15 protein-coding genes are annotated in these 16,819 nt (G+C 32.0%); 10 read left to right on the forward strand and 5 right to left on the reverse strand.

Annotated elements, in window-relative coordinates:
- The first annotated feature begins 91 nt into the window (after positions 1 to 91).
- The 3 genes from NGI30_RS00270 to NGI30_RS00280 all read left to right on the forward strand — a co-directional run bounded on the left by NGI30_RS00270 (position 92) and on the right by NGI30_RS00280 (position 4,307).
- A complete protein-coding gene (locus NGI30_RS00270) occupies positions 92 to 2,566 on the forward strand; it encodes an MMPL family transporter (RefSeq protein ID WP_251942388.1) in 2,475 nt (824 codons plus the stop codon).
- Between the two features lie 17 nt (positions 2,567 to 2,583).
- On the forward strand, positions 2,584 to 3,513 hold the full coding sequence (locus tag NGI30_RS00275) for a glycine betaine ABC transporter substrate-binding protein (RefSeq protein WP_251521899.1): 930 nt from the start codon (positions 2,584 to 2,586) through the stop codon (positions 3,511 to 3,513).
- Between the two features lie 242 nt (positions 3,514 to 3,755).
- Positions 3,756 to 4,307, forward strand: a complete 552-nt coding sequence (locus NGI30_RS00280; RefSeq protein ID WP_251942389.1) for a TetR/AcrR family transcriptional regulator — start codon at positions 3,756 to 3,758, stop codon at positions 4,305 to 4,307.
- Between the two features lie 63 nt (positions 4,308 to 4,370).
- Here NGI30_RS00280 and NGI30_RS00285 read toward each other — a convergent pair whose 3' ends face one another.
- From NGI30_RS00285 to NGI30_RS00295, 3 genes are all read right to left on the reverse strand, one after another.
- Positions 4,371 to 4,754: a hypothetical protein gene (locus NGI30_RS00285; protein WP_251521904.1), complete on the reverse strand. Its 384-nt coding sequence runs from the start codon at positions 4,752 to 4,754 to the stop codon at positions 4,371 to 4,373.
- A gap of 9 nt (positions 4,755 to 4,763) precedes the next feature.
- Positions 4,764 to 5,288 (reverse strand): acyl-CoA thioesterase, encoded by a 525-nt coding sequence (locus NGI30_RS00290; RefSeq protein WP_251521905.1) that lies wholly within the window; start codon positions 5,286 to 5,288, stop codon positions 4,764 to 4,766.
- Positions 5,289 to 5,397: 109 nt separating this feature from the next.
- Entirely contained in the window at positions 5,398 to 6,288 is an 891-nt protein-coding gene (locus NGI30_RS00295; protein ID WP_251521907.1) for a LysR family transcriptional regulator, read from the reverse strand.
- Positions 6,289 to 6,687: 399 nt separating this feature from the next.
- Between NGI30_RS00295 and NGI30_RS00300 the strand changes: the two genes are divergently transcribed.
- From NGI30_RS00300 to NGI30_RS00325, 6 genes are all read left to right on the forward strand, one after another.
- Positions 6,688 to 8,307 (forward strand): poly(glycerol-phosphate) alpha-glucosyltransferase, encoded by a 1,620-nt coding sequence (locus tag NGI30_RS00300; protein WP_502960373.1) that lies wholly within the window; start codon positions 6,688 to 6,690, stop codon positions 8,305 to 8,307.
- A gap of 47 nt (positions 8,308 to 8,354) precedes the next feature.
- Positions 8,355 to 8,609, forward strand: a complete 255-nt coding sequence (locus NGI30_RS00305) for a hypothetical protein (RefSeq protein ID WP_251942390.1) — start codon at positions 8,355 to 8,357, stop codon at positions 8,607 to 8,609.
- A gap of 291 nt (positions 8,610 to 8,900) precedes the next feature.
- Positions 8,901 to 9,293 carry a lactococcin 972 family bacteriocin gene (locus NGI30_RS00310; protein WP_251942391.1) on the forward strand — a complete coding sequence of 131 codons (393 nt, stop codon included), beginning with the start codon at positions 8,901 to 8,903 and terminating at the stop codon, positions 9,291 to 9,293.
- Between the two features lie 108 nt (positions 9,294 to 9,401).
- Positions 9,402 to 11,444, forward strand: coding sequence for a bacteriocin-associated integral membrane family protein (locus tag NGI30_RS00315; RefSeq protein WP_251942392.1), 2,043 nt, complete (start codon positions 9,402 to 9,404; stop codon positions 11,442 to 11,444).
- Position 11,445: 1 nt separating this feature from the next.
- Positions 11,446 to 12,075 (forward strand): ABC transporter ATP-binding protein, encoded by a 630-nt coding sequence (locus tag NGI30_RS00320; protein ID WP_251942393.1) that lies wholly within the window; start codon positions 11,446 to 11,448, stop codon positions 12,073 to 12,075.
- A 128-nt stretch (positions 12,076 to 12,203) separates the two neighbouring features.
- Complete coding sequence (locus NGI30_RS00325; RefSeq protein WP_251942394.1) at positions 12,204 to 12,437, forward strand: hypothetical protein; 234 nt, start codon at positions 12,204 to 12,206, stop codon at positions 12,435 to 12,437.
- Positions 12,438 to 12,593: 156 nt separating this feature from the next.
- Here the strand turns inward: NGI30_RS00325 and NGI30_RS00330 are convergent, their stop codons facing one another.
- Complete coding sequence (locus NGI30_RS00330; RefSeq protein WP_251942395.1) at positions 12,594 to 13,544, reverse strand: glycosyltransferase family 2 protein; 951 nt, start codon at positions 13,542 to 13,544, stop codon at positions 12,594 to 12,596.
- Between the two features lie 14 nt (positions 13,545 to 13,558).
- A complete protein-coding gene (locus NGI30_RS00335; protein ID WP_251942396.1) occupies positions 13,559 to 15,604 on the reverse strand; it encodes a Mur ligase family protein in 2,046 nt (681 codons plus the stop codon).
- Positions 15,605 to 16,080: 476 nt separating this feature from the next.
- On the opposite strand from NGI30_RS00335, the gene NGI30_RS00340 reads away from it, so the two are divergent.
- Complete coding sequence (locus tag NGI30_RS00340) at positions 16,081 to 16,776, forward strand: transglycosylase family protein (RefSeq protein ID WP_251942397.1); 696 nt, start codon at positions 16,081 to 16,083, stop codon at positions 16,774 to 16,776.
- Positions 16,777 to 16,819 lie beyond the last annotated feature (43 nt).

Consider the following 16,819-nt stretch of genomic DNA (forward strand, 5'->3'; position numbering starts at 1 on the left):
TATATTAATTGATGTAATTTACATGACACGTTCAATAACTAATTAATAGATACATGCCCGATGTGAAAATAGAAAAATAGGAGGGAAAATATTGGCAAAACTTTTATACAAACTAGGGAAAGTTATAGCTAATCATAAGTGGTTTAGTGTCATTGCATGGTTAATATTACTACTCGTGATTATCCTACCATTAATGAGCCATGCTCCTAAATTTAATAGTGATATCACTATGAATGGCTTAAAATCACTAGATACGAACGATAAGATGAGTAAGGAATTCCATCAGGATAGTCAGAAGGCAGCGATGAAAGTCGTCTTCCATTCACATAAACATGATGGCATTAAAGATAAAGATACGAAGAAAGATATTGAAGATGCATTAGATAACATTAAACAAAAAGATGATTACGTATTAAACGTGTCAGATCCATATAAAGATGGTCAAATTGATAAAGGTGGCGACACTGCAATTGCTACAGTGAATTACGTTACGCCACAAACATCATTACAAGATTCATCTAAAAAAATCATTGATGATGAAATTCAAGATATAAAAGCAGACCATAATCTTGAAATAGAAAAAGCAAGTGCATCTGCGATGAAGTCAGATGTTGGCGGTAATTCAGAAATGATTGGTATTGTGGTAGCATTTATCATTCTACTAATCACGTTTGGTTCGCTAATTGCAGCAGGTATGCCAATCGTAAGTGCCATCATTGGATTAGGTTCTAGTGTTGGTATCATCTCACTACTCACATTGGTATTTGATATTCCAAATGTAACTTTAACCTTAGCAGTTATGATTGGTTTAGCAGTCGGTATCGACTACTCGCTCTTTATATTATTCAGATATAAAGAAAATGTGAAAAAAGGCATCCAACCTATTGAAGCAATTGCCTTAGCTGTTGGTACTGCAGGTAGTGCAGTAATCTTCGCAGGTACTACAGTTATCATGGCCGTTTGTGGTTTATCCCTTGTAGGCATTGATTTCTTAGCAACGATGGGCTTTGCTTCAGCATTGAGTGTGTTATTCGCTGTATTTTCAGCTTTAACATTATTACCTGCGTTAATCTCAATTTTCCATAAACAAATTAAAATTAAAGATAGAAAGAAAAATAAAGCCGTTGAAAAGAAAGATAATCCTTGGGCTAAATTTGTAGTTGGTAAACCATGGATTGCAGCGATTTTAAGTATATTTATTTTAGCATTAGCAATTATACCAATTAGTCAAATGAGATTAGATATGCCAGATAATGGAATTAAACCAGATGGTTCACCTGAGCATAAAACATATCAACTGATTTCAGATAATTTCGGTGCTGGTCATAACGGCCAAATTGTAATGCTTGTAAATACTAAAGATGGTGGCAACGAAAAATCAATTAATAATGATTTAAATAATATTCGTCATGATATTCAAGATTTAGATCATGTTGATTCAGTAGCAAAACCAAAACTAAATGGTAATAATCATTATGCATTGATTGCAATTACTCCAGAAGAAGGGCCAAACGCGAAATCAACAACAGATTTAACTTATGAACTACGTGATTATCATGACCAAGCGCAACAAGATTACCACTTCGATACAGAAATCACAGGTCAAAGCGTAATCAACATCGATATGTCAGAAAAACTTAACGGTGCCATTCCAGTATTCGCAGGTGTCATCGTAGCATTAGCCTTTGTATTATTGATGATTGTATTCCGTTCAATCATAGTTCCGTTGAAAGCAGTACTCGGTTTCGTACTTACGTTACTAGCGACATTAGGCTTCACAACATTAGTTATGCAACAAGGTTTCTTAGGCGGTCTCTTTGGCGTTGATAACACAGGTCCAGTACTCGCATTCTTACCTGTTATAGTAATTGGATTGCTCTTCGGTTTAGCGATCGACTATGAATTGTTCTTAATGACACGTGTGCATGAAGAGTACAGTAAGACAGGTGATAACGATTATGCAATTCGCACAGGTATTAAACAAAGTGGTCCTGTCATAGTAGCTGCAGCATTAATCATGTTCAGTGTATTTATCGCCTTTGTATTCCAAGATGATACAACAATTAAATCTATGGGATTAGCGCTTGCGTTCGGTGTATTATTTGATGCATTTATCGTAAGAATGACTTTAATCCCAGCATTAACAAAAATATTCGGTAACGCTTCTTGGTATTTACCAAAATGGTTAGCAGCGATTATTCCAAATGTAGATGTTGAAGGTAAGGCATTAGAATCAGATAATAATAATGATGATGATGGCCATACACACACAGATCATAGCGTTGATAGTCATTCTGAAAATGATAAATCTAATAATGAAAATTACATGCATTTTTCAAAGTTTAATGACGATACACATCATGGAGATGCTCATAAAATAAGAGAACTGAAAACAACAAATTTATACCAAACGTTAGTATGGAAAACAGATGATCATAATATTCTATACAATGCATTGATGCTCTATGCAAAAGCACATCACAAAGAAGTATACGATGAATATCATGAAGATGAGTATTACATGAATGACCACCATGATGACGCTCATGACGATAATAAACATTAAAAAGGAGGGAATCGTGAATGTTCAAACACAGAAGTTTAAAAATACTGGGTTTGATTGCCACACTTGCCTTAGCCATTGTGCTAAGTGCATGTGGTAATGGATCTTCTAGTCAGAAAAAACCTTCTCTTGGTAACAAAGATATAGAGATTCCATATGTGGCGACAGATAATTCTGCAGCCCGTTCCTTAGTTATTGCAGAAGTATTGAAAAAAGCAGGCTATGATGTGACGACAACACCTGTACAAGCAAGTGGTCCATTATATGCTGACGTTTCAGGCAATAAAGATGCTTTTCATGCTTCAGGGATCTTCCCAACAGTTGATAAATCATACTACGATAAGTTCAAGAGTAAGATAACTAAGTATGATAAACACAGCTTTGTAGATGATGTGAAAGTTGGTTTAGCTGTACCACAATATGCACAAAATATTAATTCTATCAGTGACTTAAAAGACAACGAACAATTTGGTAAAGCTGTAAATCACAAAATTCAAGGAACTGATGCAAGAAACGGTGTGATGAAGGCTACGAAAGATGAAATTGGTTCGGGCGATCTAAAAGACTATGAACTTAATGAATCTTCAGACCAAGCACAGTTCAAACAACTTCAAAAAGCACATCAAGCACAACAACCAATTCTATTCACAGCTATGGAACCGAGTTGGATTGCTAAAGAGCTGAAATTCAAAATGCTAGATGACCCTAATAAAATTTATGGTGATGATAACCAACATATTAATCTAGTATTTAATAAAGACTTTGAAAAAACACATCCAGCTGCATATCAAATTGGAACACGTATGTCAGATGATTGGAGTCATTCAGACGAAGAAACAATAGCTAAGAAAATGTTCGTCGATCGAAAAAATCCTGAAGATGTAGCGAAAGACTACGTGGATAACAATGAAAATAAAGTAGATGACTGGATTAAAGATATTAAAAAATAGTTGATAAAGATGCTGTTATATTTTTCATATAAATAAAACCTCCAAAGTTAATAAATAAAATTGTTAAATTCTCCAGACGACTGGGACATTATCGTAAAGATATGTCCCAGTTTTTTATAAAAGTATACGCTAAAATATAATGTGCGCTATTACATTTTGGAAAAATACGAATAATTGTGGTACCTTAAATTTATTGAAATTTATAGTTCGAGAAAATGTAGGCGTTAATGAGGAGTGTTGGAATGGAAACTTCTGCACAAAAAAGAACCGTCAGACATATTATTAGTACATCTTATCAACTATTAGAACATCATTACTTTGATAGCGTTACCGTACAACAAATATGTCAGGAAGCGGAAATCAATCGAAGTACCTTTTACCGTTATTTTGAAGATAAAAATGATTTATTGTACCATATTATGCAATATATTGGAGAATTACTATTTGGTACCAAACATATACATCAAAAGCGAAACGCGATTGAGAGTTTATTTCATTACATTGATGATCACCGAAGTACATTCAGACATTTATTACTTTCTTCCAAACAAGAGGATGTCTTCCGTGACTTCCAACAAATTATTAGCAATGAAATGTTTGAAGGGGCTTTTGCTAAAACGGATTGCGAAGAACACGAAGATGAACTTGCCGCTCATATTCGTGAGTCACGATTCCCGCATTTAATTTGTGATGTAAAGAGTATGATGTTAGTTGAAGTATTGCGTCAATGGTTGGTCCATAAATATGAATTTACACCGAAAGAACTCATAAAATTTATAGAAGAAGAATTATAGATAAAAAAAGAGATTTTTGCAGAAACTACTGCAAAAACCTCTTTTTTTGGGGGTTACGCTTCATTATTTAATAATTGTATTTTGGAATACGAAGCTAGGCTCAGCACCTAATATTAATAAAAACATTTGTGAGTAAGTCACGTTTTGATAATCATTAACGAGTTCTACAAAAGCGTTAAACTCTGGATGCGTGCTTACCTTTTTAACTTCACCTTCGTATAAATCTAGTACTGAATTACTAATTAATGCGGGTCTATTTAACTCTAATGTCTTTTCATCGTTTGAAAAAATTAAGAGCCCTAAATATTTATATGGCACACTTAATTGTCTTGTGAGACTGGCAATATATTCTAAATTGCTAAATAAATCAGGGTTAGATTTTCTTAATTCGTCGAAATCTTGAGTTAATTGATTTAGTTCTTCCATTTCATTTTTTAATTTAATCATCTTCAATCACTACTCCACTTCCCAAGGTTTATTGATATCTAATGCTTCTAGAATTAACTTACTTTGCTTTCTTTTATTTCTACGAATTTCTGCTCTTTCTGCGCCGTGATCGTATAAAAACTGTTCCTCATCCGTTTGGGGTTTAATTTTAGGGATTGTAATAGGCTTTTTATCCTCATCTAGGGCTACGAAAGTAAGAAATGCAATGGCAGCAATCTTTCTTTCTGCTGTAATCATATCTTCTGAAATCACTTTACAGAAGATTTCCATTGATTTTGTTCCCGTATAAACGACAGAAGACTCAATACAAACGGAATCAGATTGTGTAATGGGGTGTAAAAATTCTACAGAGTCAGTTGAGGCTGTAACACATTCTTTAACTCTGGCATGTCTACGTGCTGATAGGGTCGCGTTATTGTCGATTTTCTTCATCAATACGCCACCGAAAAGGGTATTGTAATTGTTCAAGTCATTAATCAAAACTTGATCCGTACTGACAATCTTACTTTCTTTAGGGTACTTATATCTTTCCATCAAAAAACTCCCGTAATATTTATTTTTACGTATTATAGTTTATGTGATGAGCAGATAAATATAAAATATCCATTTTTTATAAAGGTATAAATTTCACAAATGACCTTAGCTAATATTTTTTTAGTAAATAGTTTTCTTGAATAAACTTAATCCAATTTTTAGTTAAGGAATCAACAATGACATCTTTTCTCCAAATAATAGCCAATTCCCATTTCATCGTTGGCTCGTTAATGTCGATTGTGAGTAAATCGCTATCCAGCAATTGCAAAATACCTTCAGGCAAAATACAGATTCCCATATTATTGAGTAACATTTCTTCAATAAAGCTCCATTGCGTTGATTCAAAGATGACATTCGGATTGAAATTATGATTACGACACGTATTAATAATTTTGTCATTTAAGAAAAAGTCAGAACTAAATAATATGAATTCTTGATCCTTTAAATCTTGTATATCAATCGATGATTTACTAGCTAGTTCATGGTCTTTATGCACCACTAACTTTAGACGCTCTTCCAATATAGAGAAATTATCGAATATCTCATTATTTGTAGGCAACACAGTAATCCCCATATCAAGATCACCATAATAGATATCATGCTCTATTTTCTTACTACCGTTTTCGAAAAGTTGGAAAGAGACATTAGGATACAATTTATGAAATTGTGAAATCAATTTAATTAACTTTCTAATGTTAATAATAGTCGGAATACCAATTTTAAGATGACCTGTTTTCATTTCTAATAAATTACTTAACTCATTTGGGATATTATCATACATCTTCAACATTTCTTTACATTGAAAGAAAAACGCTTCTCCAGCATCAGTTAAGTAGATTTGATTCTTATACCTTCTAAATAAAGTAACTTCAAGTTCATTTTCAATTAATTTAATTGTATTACTGATCGTAGGTTGCGTAATAAAAAGCTTTGCTGCAGCTTTGGTCATACTCTTTTCATTTACAACCTCTACAAAATACTGCATATGTTTGAGTTCCAACGTGTCTTTCCCTCCTATTATCCAAATGCGCTCAATCACATTTTATATAAATATTACTTTTCTTAGTCTATAAATCTATTTTATACCCTGCGTGTGTTTGGTGAAAGCCAACTTATCGAAAAGAGGGGCATAATTATTAATCTGAGTAAGACAGAATAAAAATGCTAGTAGTTAAAAGTTTATTTAAAGTAAATTGAAAATATTTTAAAGTATAAACGTACAGTCACTCAAATGAAAAAATAATTTATGATTATATATCATCAAAAAGTGTAGTTTGTATTCATATTTAGCTAAATTTAATGTAAAATACAAGTAAATATTCAGTTAGTGTTAAATATAATTGTAAAAAACTAAAGAACCCAAATATTATTTGAAAATATTAGAAAAGAGGTTAGTCTTTTGATTTTAGGAGATAGAATTAAACAACTATTACAAAAGTTAAATGATAGTCAACTTACATATGAATATGCCTTCCTTAGTTTAGGTAAGGCAAATATGAAAGCATCTGTGAAAATTTTAAAAAACCCTAGATATCTTGAAAGAGATATTAAAAAGCAATGTGAAAAGTTCAAAAAGCAAGCGGGTGTTGTACCACAATGGATAAAATTGGACGTTGTAACAGAAACAAAACAGGTCTTGTTTGATGATGTTATTGCAGAACTCATTGCTACACGACGCAATTATGTTGATTTTGGCGTGGCGTTAGATAAATATTGGAATCTGGCATTTTTACCTGAAGAAATTAATGCAAATGCATTTGTTCGACCTGCTAAAAATGATAAATCGAAATTCATTTTTTCAGATGAAAACGTCAACAACTACTTAAAAAAATATACGACACATAAAAAAGCTTTTTCATATGATTTTTATCAAGGTAAAGAAGTTACTAAATTTTATACACAAGGGTTTATTCAAGATGGCGAGGAGACATACAAACTGGGTGAGAGTGGCTACACTAAAAACCTACGAGAAGTAAGCCATTTACCAGAAGAAATTGACCGTATGTTAAATCATAGTGTTGAATATCTAAAAGGGATGATTCAACCAAATGGTAAATATCATTACGGATATTTCCCACATTTTGATAAAAATATAAACTTCTATAATAACTTAAGGCATTCATCTTCAACTTATGCATTAATTGAAGGTCTCAATTATTTAGGAAAATCAATAAGTCCTGCTGAAAAAGCAATTGATTATCTTATTGAGCATTATACTTATGAATCTGGAGAGGCAAGTTTCATTTATGATGATACAAATCAAATGAATGAAATAAAATTAGGTCAAAACGCTGCGTTTATTTTTGCAATATGTGAATATTTAAAACATAACCCGGGAAATACGAGATATTTAAATGTGGCTCAAAAAATAGCAAACGGTATTTTACAGATGATTAATTTAGAAACTGGTGAAACAACGCATGTGTTAAATTATCCAGACTTATCAGTTAAGGAAAAACACAGAATTGTTTATTATGATGGTGAAGCAGCTTTAGCTTTACTCAGACTTTATCAAATAGATAATAATACGCAATGGTTAGATGCAGTGAAATGCTTATTTGAGTACTTCATCGCACACGATTATTGGAAATATCATGATCACTGGTTAGGTTATTGTACGAATGAATTAGTTCAGATTGAGCCAGAAGAAAAGTATTACCGTTTTGGAATTAAAAATGTTAGTGATTATTTAGATTATATGCGTCAAAGAGAGACGACTTATCCTACGTTTTTAGAAATGTTAATGGCCACGTATCGTTTAGTAGAAAAAGCCAAGGCTACAGGTTATGGACATTTAGTAGATACATTGATTGATGAAGAAAAATTTATTGAGACTATTCATATACGTGCAGATTATGAACGAACTGGTTTCTTTTATCCAGAAATTGCTATGTACTTTAAAAACCCGGCAAGAATTTTAAATACATTTTTCATAAAACACCACGGTTATCGTGTCAGAATTGATGATATTGAGCATTACGTATCAGGTTACGTTCAATATCAACATGTATTCAAATAGAGCTACTCATTTAAAGTTGATATAAGTCATAGAAGGGAGTCGGTGATATGACTGAAAATAAAAACACTCAAAAATCAACAGAAAATAAAAAAGGTCAAACAGTAAAAGAACAACACGACGATGATAATAAAAGTGATATAGATAAAGAAATTGAAGCCGAATTATTGCAGTATTTAAAAGAACGTGAAGAAGGAAAACATGAAGAAAAGCAAGAAAAGAAAAAATACACAACTGCAATGTTTTTTGTAATGTTAGTCATTGCGGCCATATATATTTACAAATATATTCATCATTTAATATAAATAAAGAATGAAGAAGATGTAAAATAAAATCATGACAGAAATAAGCTCCTACACATTTATTAGTGTAGGGGCTTATTTATTTATAAAGATACGTTTTGTCTAGAAGAGGGAAATAAAACTTAAATAAAAATGCATAGTAGACTAAAAATAAGTCGTTAATTATCAATTTATTTTTATATAATTGTAAATGATAAAGTTTATGTAAATAATATTGTTTACGTCATTTTATGGTGCTATTATAAAATACGTTAATGATGCATCGTTAACAATTATTATAGGAGGTTTGTATTAATGAAAAAACAACTTTTACTTGCTTCTGTTTTTACTGTTGGCATCTGTGGTTTAGGAGTGATAGGTAATGCGAATGCAGAAATGACGGACTCTAAAGGAGGTTCTGAAAGTGTAGATGATTATCATGGTTTAAAGTCTTCAAAAACATATGATAGAGGTATTTCTCTACGATCAATCCAACTAGGAAAAATATCTGGTGGATATTGGATAAGAGGGACTACTAGTAAATATGTTAAATCCAAATACAAACATTATAAGGGCTATGGTTATGCTTCGGTTATAAATGGAAATGGCGTCCACAAAGACGGAGGGTGGCAAAGTAAAGGTCATTGGTCTAATGCTGTTTTGAAAAAAACAAAGCACGGAAACAAAGCTTTTTATGACCACACATAACCAAACTATGAAATAAATAAGAAAAGGGACATAGAAAATTTAGAGAGATAATGCCCTTTAGTGAAAATTTTCTGTCCCTAGTTATTCTGTGAAAGGTAATTTATATTAATGAAAAAAATATTGCTATTTTTATTGGTCTCAATTACGTTTATGTGCAGTTTAGTAATCGTAAACTCTGTTAAGGAACTATCTTATTATCAAGCTGTCATAAAAGATCATGATAATTTTGTTTTTAATTATTCGGAGAAAGAAAAGAAACATACTAAAGATGCTGCTCAATACTTTAATAAAATTGCCCAAAAGTACCATGTAGGTTTAACCAAAGTTACATATTTAAGTAATCATCGTATTCTATTAAATACTAATGAAAAAAGACTACTTAATCAAAGGGATAACCATCATCAGTTACATATATTTGATAGTAAACTTCATATCGATGTTGAAAATATAAAATCAACAAAGCATATTTCCGAAGTGGGGACATATTTCATAACAGGTGCCAATAAAGACAAAAAAACTGTTATTTCACTCATCAACAAATATGTGGGAGAAACAATAAACCAAACCCCTCCGAGTATTTTATCCTATTTGACTTTAGATCAATATACTTTATCATTAATTTTTTTATTAATTCTATTAATTTTCATTGTTTATTGTCACTATTTACAGCGTAATAAGCAAAACTATAAAGTACTTTCAGATTTAGGATACGGATCGCATCATCTTTTTTCATTTGTAATTCGTGATTTGAAATGGACATTTTTGAGTTGTATTTTAATTTCTGTCGGAACTACATTTATTGCTTACATGGTTATTTATAGAGATTTACATATCATACAATTATTAGCTATCGCGTGTTCCGTAATCGTTTTGACTTTCATTTCACTAAGTTTCATTACAATTATTATTTTAAAGATATATCAAAAGAAATTTTTTGAAAACCAGATCTCTACAAAGCTCAATCTAATACTATATCTATATATTTTACTTGGGTTTATAACGGCAATCTTTTTTACGACCTCGACGCATCAAATAATTAAGAATAATCATGATCTTCAGTCTAAAATCCCTTCACTTAAAGGGTGGAAAAATACGAAAAATGTTTATCAGACAAATGTGCAAGACAATGGAGCTACTTTTAATAAAAAAATTGAATTAGCTCAAGATAAGAAATTCGATCATTTATTAAAAAGTAAAAATAACCCTGGATTTTTAATCGATACTGAAAATTTTGAAGGCGAAAATACAGATATTCCATTATATGAATTAAATGAAGATAAAAATAAAAATATTGAACCTAGTGGGAAAACAATCATCGTCGATCAAAATTATCTCAAACGTCATCATATATTTACTTATAAAGGTCAAGATGTTTTGGAACGCATTCATTATAATAAATATACAAGAAATATATTGGTGCCAATCAAATTGAAACGTTATGAACATGAAATTATAAAGAATTTTACTGAAGATTTTAAAATGAAACGCACATTGTCTAATAACATTAAGAAAGATCGAGCTCCAGCTCATATAAATATTATTTATGTAAGAAACAGTTCAAAGTATCCGACTTACAATAGTGATATAGGGGGCGAAAATAATACAATAGTAGCACCTATAGCGATAGTTGAAACAGGAAATACACACATTAGAAACAATATGCATTATATGACGATGTGTTATTTCTTTGAGAGCAAAAAAGATAATCCTTATGATAGTTTGAAACCTTTATTGACAAAATATGACTTACTGGCAGACATAACTTCTATAGAATCGGTCTATGACACCAAAGTTAACGATATCAATGATATAAAAAAGGAAATTGTTAAGTACAGTTTACTAGCATTCATTACGTTAATTTCATTTATTATTTCCATACTTACGGCTATTCATTTATATTTTGTAAATTCCAGATATGAAATTTTTATTAAAGATAGTTTAGGATACTCCATTTGGAATACGCACAAATATGTATTTCTGTTATTCGCAATTGTTAACATATTGCTACTTAGTTTATTTTTACAAAAGTATCCCGTGATGAGTTTATTCATCTTTAGTGGGGTGTTTATTTTCGAAATGATTGTCATATCTATAGAATTTTTAATACTGAATCGAAAGAACCAGAATGCTATTTTGAAAGGAAAAGAATGAGATGATTAAATTAGACAGTATTTCTAAATCATTTAACAATACCTGTATATTGAATAATTTGAGTCTGGCTATTGAAGAAAAAGCGTTTGTAGTGATTAAAGGTAAAAGTGGGCAAGGTAAATCTACATTACTAAATATTCTAGGTTTGTTAGAGCCACCTACTGAGGGTCTAGTTAGATTTAAAAACCAATCTATAACGTCGAAATCACAAATTAGAAAGTTAAAAAAAGAGGATATTGCCTACATATATCAAAATTATGGCTTATTAGAAAATAAAACGGTGTTAGCAAACCTTATGTTACCGTTAAATATCTCTAAAAAAGACACACCTCAAATTATCAAAACGATTCAATCTGTCGGGTTATCTAAAGAGATACTTAAGCGGAAGGTTTATACTTGTAGCGGTGGAGAGCAACAACGCATTGCAATTGCTAGAGCAATTCTTAAAAAACCTACCGTTATACTTGCTGACGAACCAACTGGTAATTTAGATGAAAATAATGCTCGTGATGTCATTAATATTTTTCAATCCTTAAATCGAAAAGGCGTCACCATCATTATGGCCACTCATAATGAAAGTTATTTCAAAATAGGAACAAAATTGATTGATTTAGATGTTGTAAATGCATAGTATATACAATTTAATTTACCTGTCATCTCCTCAAACAATTTTGCCATATGTAAAGCCTTCTTCAATTAGAAAAAATATACTGTTAATATAATATTATAAACAGTATAACTATAATGAAGGAGAATTGGATGAAAGATTGGAAAAAATATCAAATTATATTATTTGTTACGAGTTTTATATTTTTTATTGGTTTTTTACTAGAATTAAGCGGTATTTTTTCATTCGGTGAAACTTTTAAAATGGTTTGCTTAATAATTTTCACTTTTTCAACATCAATATATATCTTTGAACGAGAAAAAATCGCTTCAGTTTTATTCATGATAAGTACTGTATTGATACTTTTATCATTAATTTTTAAATGATATTGGCAGTAATTTACTCCGACTCATGAGGGAATAGCATTAGCCGAAGACTACAGGCTGAGGCAGTGCCCGAGGAAAGCGTGCGCAAAAAATTGCCGACAAACGTGGTGAATTTGTCGGCAGTTCATTATGAACATTTCAATTTTCAAATATTAATCATTGGTATTGGTCATATTTACCTAAAAATAAGCTTTCTATAAACGCAATGGTCTTTTCATCCGCTAATGGGTTGCGCAATATTTTTAGTAAATCTGGTTTCGTATGTTTAAAGAATCGCATTGGGGCATACTGACCACGTTGAATCATCGATGTATAACGATTTAAGAATATAGTCAATAACATTAACTTTCTTTCTGAAGATAGATCAGTTTTGTGATTAATGAAATCATAAACAGCCAAATATATTTTTACAGCATCTCTTGGTGGTGTCTTAAAGTGTGTTAACGCTACATCGTCTTGTTGCTCATAAAAATAGTAATCTTTGCGATAACCAAGAATAGCGATATGATGAACTACGCTGTAAACTTGCATTAAAAACCAATTGTCTTCACGAACTTTAATACTTTCAGGAAAACGAATAGAATAGGTTTCTATTAAATCTCGTTTAATTAATTTACCGATGACATTTAACGAATTATACAATTTGGTTTCTTCAAATTTGAGTTTCGTGACTGTCATTTCATTTGAAAAGGCTGATCTACTAATTGGGCGTGTGCTGTTTTCCCCTCTAAAGTAAGGTAGACAAATGATATCATCCTCAGAAGATGCAGCAACTTCAAGTGCATCAGATAGGGCATGAGACGTAATATAATCATCCGAGTCAATAAACAAAATCCATTTACCTTGAGCGATATCTAACGCTTTATTTCTAGGTGCAGATGCACCACCTGAATTTGTAACGCTTTCCAATATCGTTAGATGAGGGAGCTGGTTGAGAAACGTCTTAGCAACGTCTAAAGAATGATCAGTAGAACGGTCATCAGACACTATGACTTCAACTTTCTGCATATCATATGTTTGTTCAACTAATTTATTGAGTAATCGTTGAATACCTTTTTCTCGATTATATAAAGGTATAATGATGCTAACATCTATTTGTTTGTTCAATGGACGTGCCCCTTTTAAAATGTGATTTTGCTTTTCAAATCTTCAATATTGTTATAAGACGTAAATATTATTGTCTGTTTTGAACCTCTAATAAGACCACTTTTATACTTTAATCCAATGATAAAAGCATTACTAAATCTGAAGATATCATATTTATACGCATTAAATAGTTTTAATAAGTCATGCACTGTAAATGATTGACGTTCTTTAATACGGAAACGTCCAGTTAAATTAGTAGAAATAGAGTTTGATAGTTCATGTTGCGTAATCAGTGTGTCAGTGAATTTCTTACGATTTGCAAAGTTTTTAAATACATAATCTACGAGTTCATATGTTTGTGAAGGGTGCGGTTGATTAGTCATACTTTCCAATAATTCAAATAATGTCGTTGGTTTACCTTTATAATATGTTTCGTTATTCGTAACCCATTTATTCATGATAATCTGTTCGTCATCTAACTTGTCTGCCATTGCTTTTAAATAATAAATGAAAGGCCCCATACCTTCGATTGTCATAGATTGGTCATCGTTATAGCGTTCAATGATTTCTCCTGTATGGTTATCAACAATAAGATAACTGCGACCGATTTTACTCACTTCTTCGAATAAGTCTCCGAAATCTTCATTTAAGCTCAATTGCTTTAAAACGTTAGGAAGTGCTTTAGCAACTTCTGGGAAATCTGTACCGCCACTAGATGATTTTAATAACGTAATTGAGTCGTTATTACAAAGATATTTTAAATCGTGCATGAGTAATGCTTTATTTGGATACCAAGTGATATGTTTATTTTTAACTTGGCCTACGACCGGTCGTAAATCAGCATCTAAACAAAGAATGTGATCTGCGTTGGAATCGTTTAACACTTCTATTAATTCGCTATGAACTTCACGAGATTTGTGACCGAGGTCATTGATTTTACCTAAGGCGATGACTTTGTTGCCACTGAAAAATTTAGTTTGAGAATTAAATGCTTGGATCGCATTAATCATCGCTGGTAATGATGCATTATGTGTGTCATCTATAATCGTAGCCGTATGCGTTGGTGTTTGTATTTCTTTCATCGCTAAAATCTTTGAAAATGGTTTGAACGACTCTAAATAATCTGGATTTACAGGTATTTGTAATGTCTTTAATGTTAATAAAGCTGCGAGTGTATTTGAAACCATGCCTTCACTAAATGTATTAATTTTATATTCCTCTAAACCGTGCGGGTGTTCAATACTAAATACGACTGCACCTTTGTGATAATCAATATGGTCACAATAGAAATCAACATTTTCATCTTTGTATTTACTATACGTAAGGACATTTTTCGTGTATTGAGACGCTTCGTCTTGAAGATAATCTGCAAACATCGTCTCGCCATTAATTATTGCCACTCCATCGTGAGAAAGTCCGGCGAATAATCGTGCCTTAAGTTGGGCGATTTCACTAATGGAATTAAATGTAGAGAAATGTGCAGCCCCAATGCCTGTAACAATAGCTATATCTGGCTTTAAATAAAGTGCAGTGTTCTCTCTATGATTAATTGCATTTAATGACGTCTCAATGACGGCAAAATCAGGATTTTTAATGAGCTTTAACATATTTGCATAAATGGCAGCACGGATATTGTTGTTTCCACGGTTTTCAAGTACGTTGTAGTCTTGTAGCAAGCTGCTAATGAGCATACGTGTCGAACTTTTACCCATTGAACCTGTCACTGCAATGACTGGGTTGTGATATTGATTTCGGATATGAATGGCTAAAGTTTTAAAGGCTGCAACTGAATCTTCAACGATGAGTTGGGGCGTTTTATGTTTTAAGTTTTCTACGTAATTTTCAGTAATAATTAAACCGACGTATTCATTCTCTTTATCGATTAAATCATTGCCATCTGGTGCGTTCTTGCTTCTACCGAGTTCTTTCCACCAAGTGTGCTTATTAGGTGAGAAATACGCAGTGCTTTTACTTTTTACAAAGCTGTACATAGTTTCAAAGTCATCAATTGTATTCGTTTCTTGGCCATTAGCATCTGCCAATGTGCCGCCAGTAATACGGGCAATTTCCTCGATGTTCATTGGTTATTTTACCTCCGTTTAAATATCACACTAATTATACTATATTTTATTGTGTCATGTATGTATATTTTTGTTGGATTAATGAAAATTCAATTGATTGTGCATATTCTTATTGGTAGGTTGGGTAAATAATTTATAAGATGAATCGAACTAAATTAACTTTCAAAGATTTTCCATTTATAAAAGGTGAAAGTCTAGGAATAATAAAATGAATATTCGTTCAAATCAGATATGTGTGAATACTTTATTTCACATGTGTTACAGTATTTTTTGTCAATTAAAATAAATCTAAAGGTGCATGCCAGTCTTCAGCCGTCGAAAGTAGTCGTGTAATATGCATTGAATGATGTAATTCTGGTGTAATGAAGTAGGTGTTTTTTTTATTTCGCTGTAACCTACGCCCTATTCTCGAATGTTACAGTAGTAATTAGCAAATTAATCAAAAAACAATTTACCTTATTAGGAGGACTTATATAATGAAAAAAACATTAATTACTTCAACATTAGCATTAGGATTAGGCGCTACAGGAATTGCAGCAGGACATTCAGCAGACGCAGCAGAACAAAATGTAGATAAAGCTGAATTAGCGAATACAGCTCAACATAACCCAGAAAAATTAAACAAAGCACCTTTACATGAAGGTTCTTATAACTATAACTTTAACTATGACAAATTAAACTATGACTTTGAATCAGATGGCACATATTGGTCATGGAGTTATGGCCCAGGTTCAGCAAACCATGGTGACCAAACTTCTCACCAATCACAACAACAAACTAAACAAGCTTCAGCTGAACAACCACCACAACAAGAAGCACCAAAACAATCAACAACGCAACAACCTAAACAAGAAACTACACAACAACCAAACCAAGAAGCACAACAAACTTCAAGCAAATCATCATCAAACGAAGCTTCTTCAGGTTCATCAGTACAAGTTAACGATCACTTAAAACAAATCGCTCAACGTGAATCAGGTGGCGATACTCACGCTGTTAACCCATCTACGGGTGCAGCAGGTAAATATCAATTCCTACAAAGCACTTGGGATTCAGTAGCACCTGATGAATACAAAGGTGTTTCACCAACTAAAGCTCCAGAGTCAGTACAAGACCAAGCAGCAATGGATCTTTACAACACAGCTGGCCCTTCACAATGGGTAACTGCATAATTCAATTAATCATGTAATTTAAAAAAGCCGATGAAGTCAGTGA

The organism is Staphylococcus sp. Marseille-Q5304 (genome assembly GCF_943737015.1).
In the GTDB taxonomy this organism is placed as follows: Bacteria; Bacillota; Bacilli; order Staphylococcales; family Staphylococcaceae; genus Staphylococcus; species Staphylococcus hsinchuensis.

Excerpts from the sequence above, each read along its gene's own strand:
- NGI30_RS00275 (WP_251521899.1), top strand. The coding sequence starts at position 2,584 with ATGTTCAAACACAGAAGTTTAAAAATACTGGGTTTGATTGCCACACTT.
- NGI30_RS00280 (WP_251942389.1), top strand. The coding sequence starts at position 3,756 with ATGGAAACTTCTGCACAAAAAAGAACCGTCAGACATATTATTAGTACA.
- NGI30_RS00285 (WP_251521904.1), bottom strand. The coding sequence starts at position 4,754 with ATGATTAAATTAAAAAATGAAATGGAAGAACTAAATCAATTAACTCAA.
- NGI30_RS00290 (WP_251521905.1), bottom strand. The coding sequence starts at position 5,288 with ATGGAAAGATATAAGTACCCTAAAGAAAGTAAGATTGTCAGTACGGAT.
- NGI30_RS00305 (WP_251942390.1), top strand. The coding sequence starts at position 8,355 with ATGACTGAAAATAAAAACACTCAAAAATCAACAGAAAATAAAAAAGGT.
- NGI30_RS00310 (WP_251942391.1), top strand. The coding sequence starts at position 8,901 with ATGAAAAAACAACTTTTACTTGCTTCTGTTTTTACTGTTGGCATCTGT.
- NGI30_RS00315 (WP_251942392.1), top strand. The coding sequence starts at position 9,402 with ATGAAAAAAATATTGCTATTTTTATTGGTCTCAATTACGTTTATGTGC.
- NGI30_RS00320 (WP_251942393.1), top strand. The coding sequence starts at position 11,446 with ATGATTAAATTAGACAGTATTTCTAAATCATTTAACAATACCTGTATA.
- NGI30_RS00325 (WP_251942394.1), top strand. The coding sequence starts at position 12,204 with ATGAAAGATTGGAAAAAATATCAAATTATATTATTTGTTACGAGTTTT.
- NGI30_RS00335 (WP_251942396.1), bottom strand. The coding sequence starts at position 15,604 with ATGAACATCGAGGAAATTGCCCGTATTACTGGCGGCACATTGGCAGAT.
- NGI30_RS00340 (WP_251942397.1), top strand. The coding sequence starts at position 16,081 with ATGAAAAAAACATTAATTACTTCAACATTAGCATTAGGATTAGGCGCT.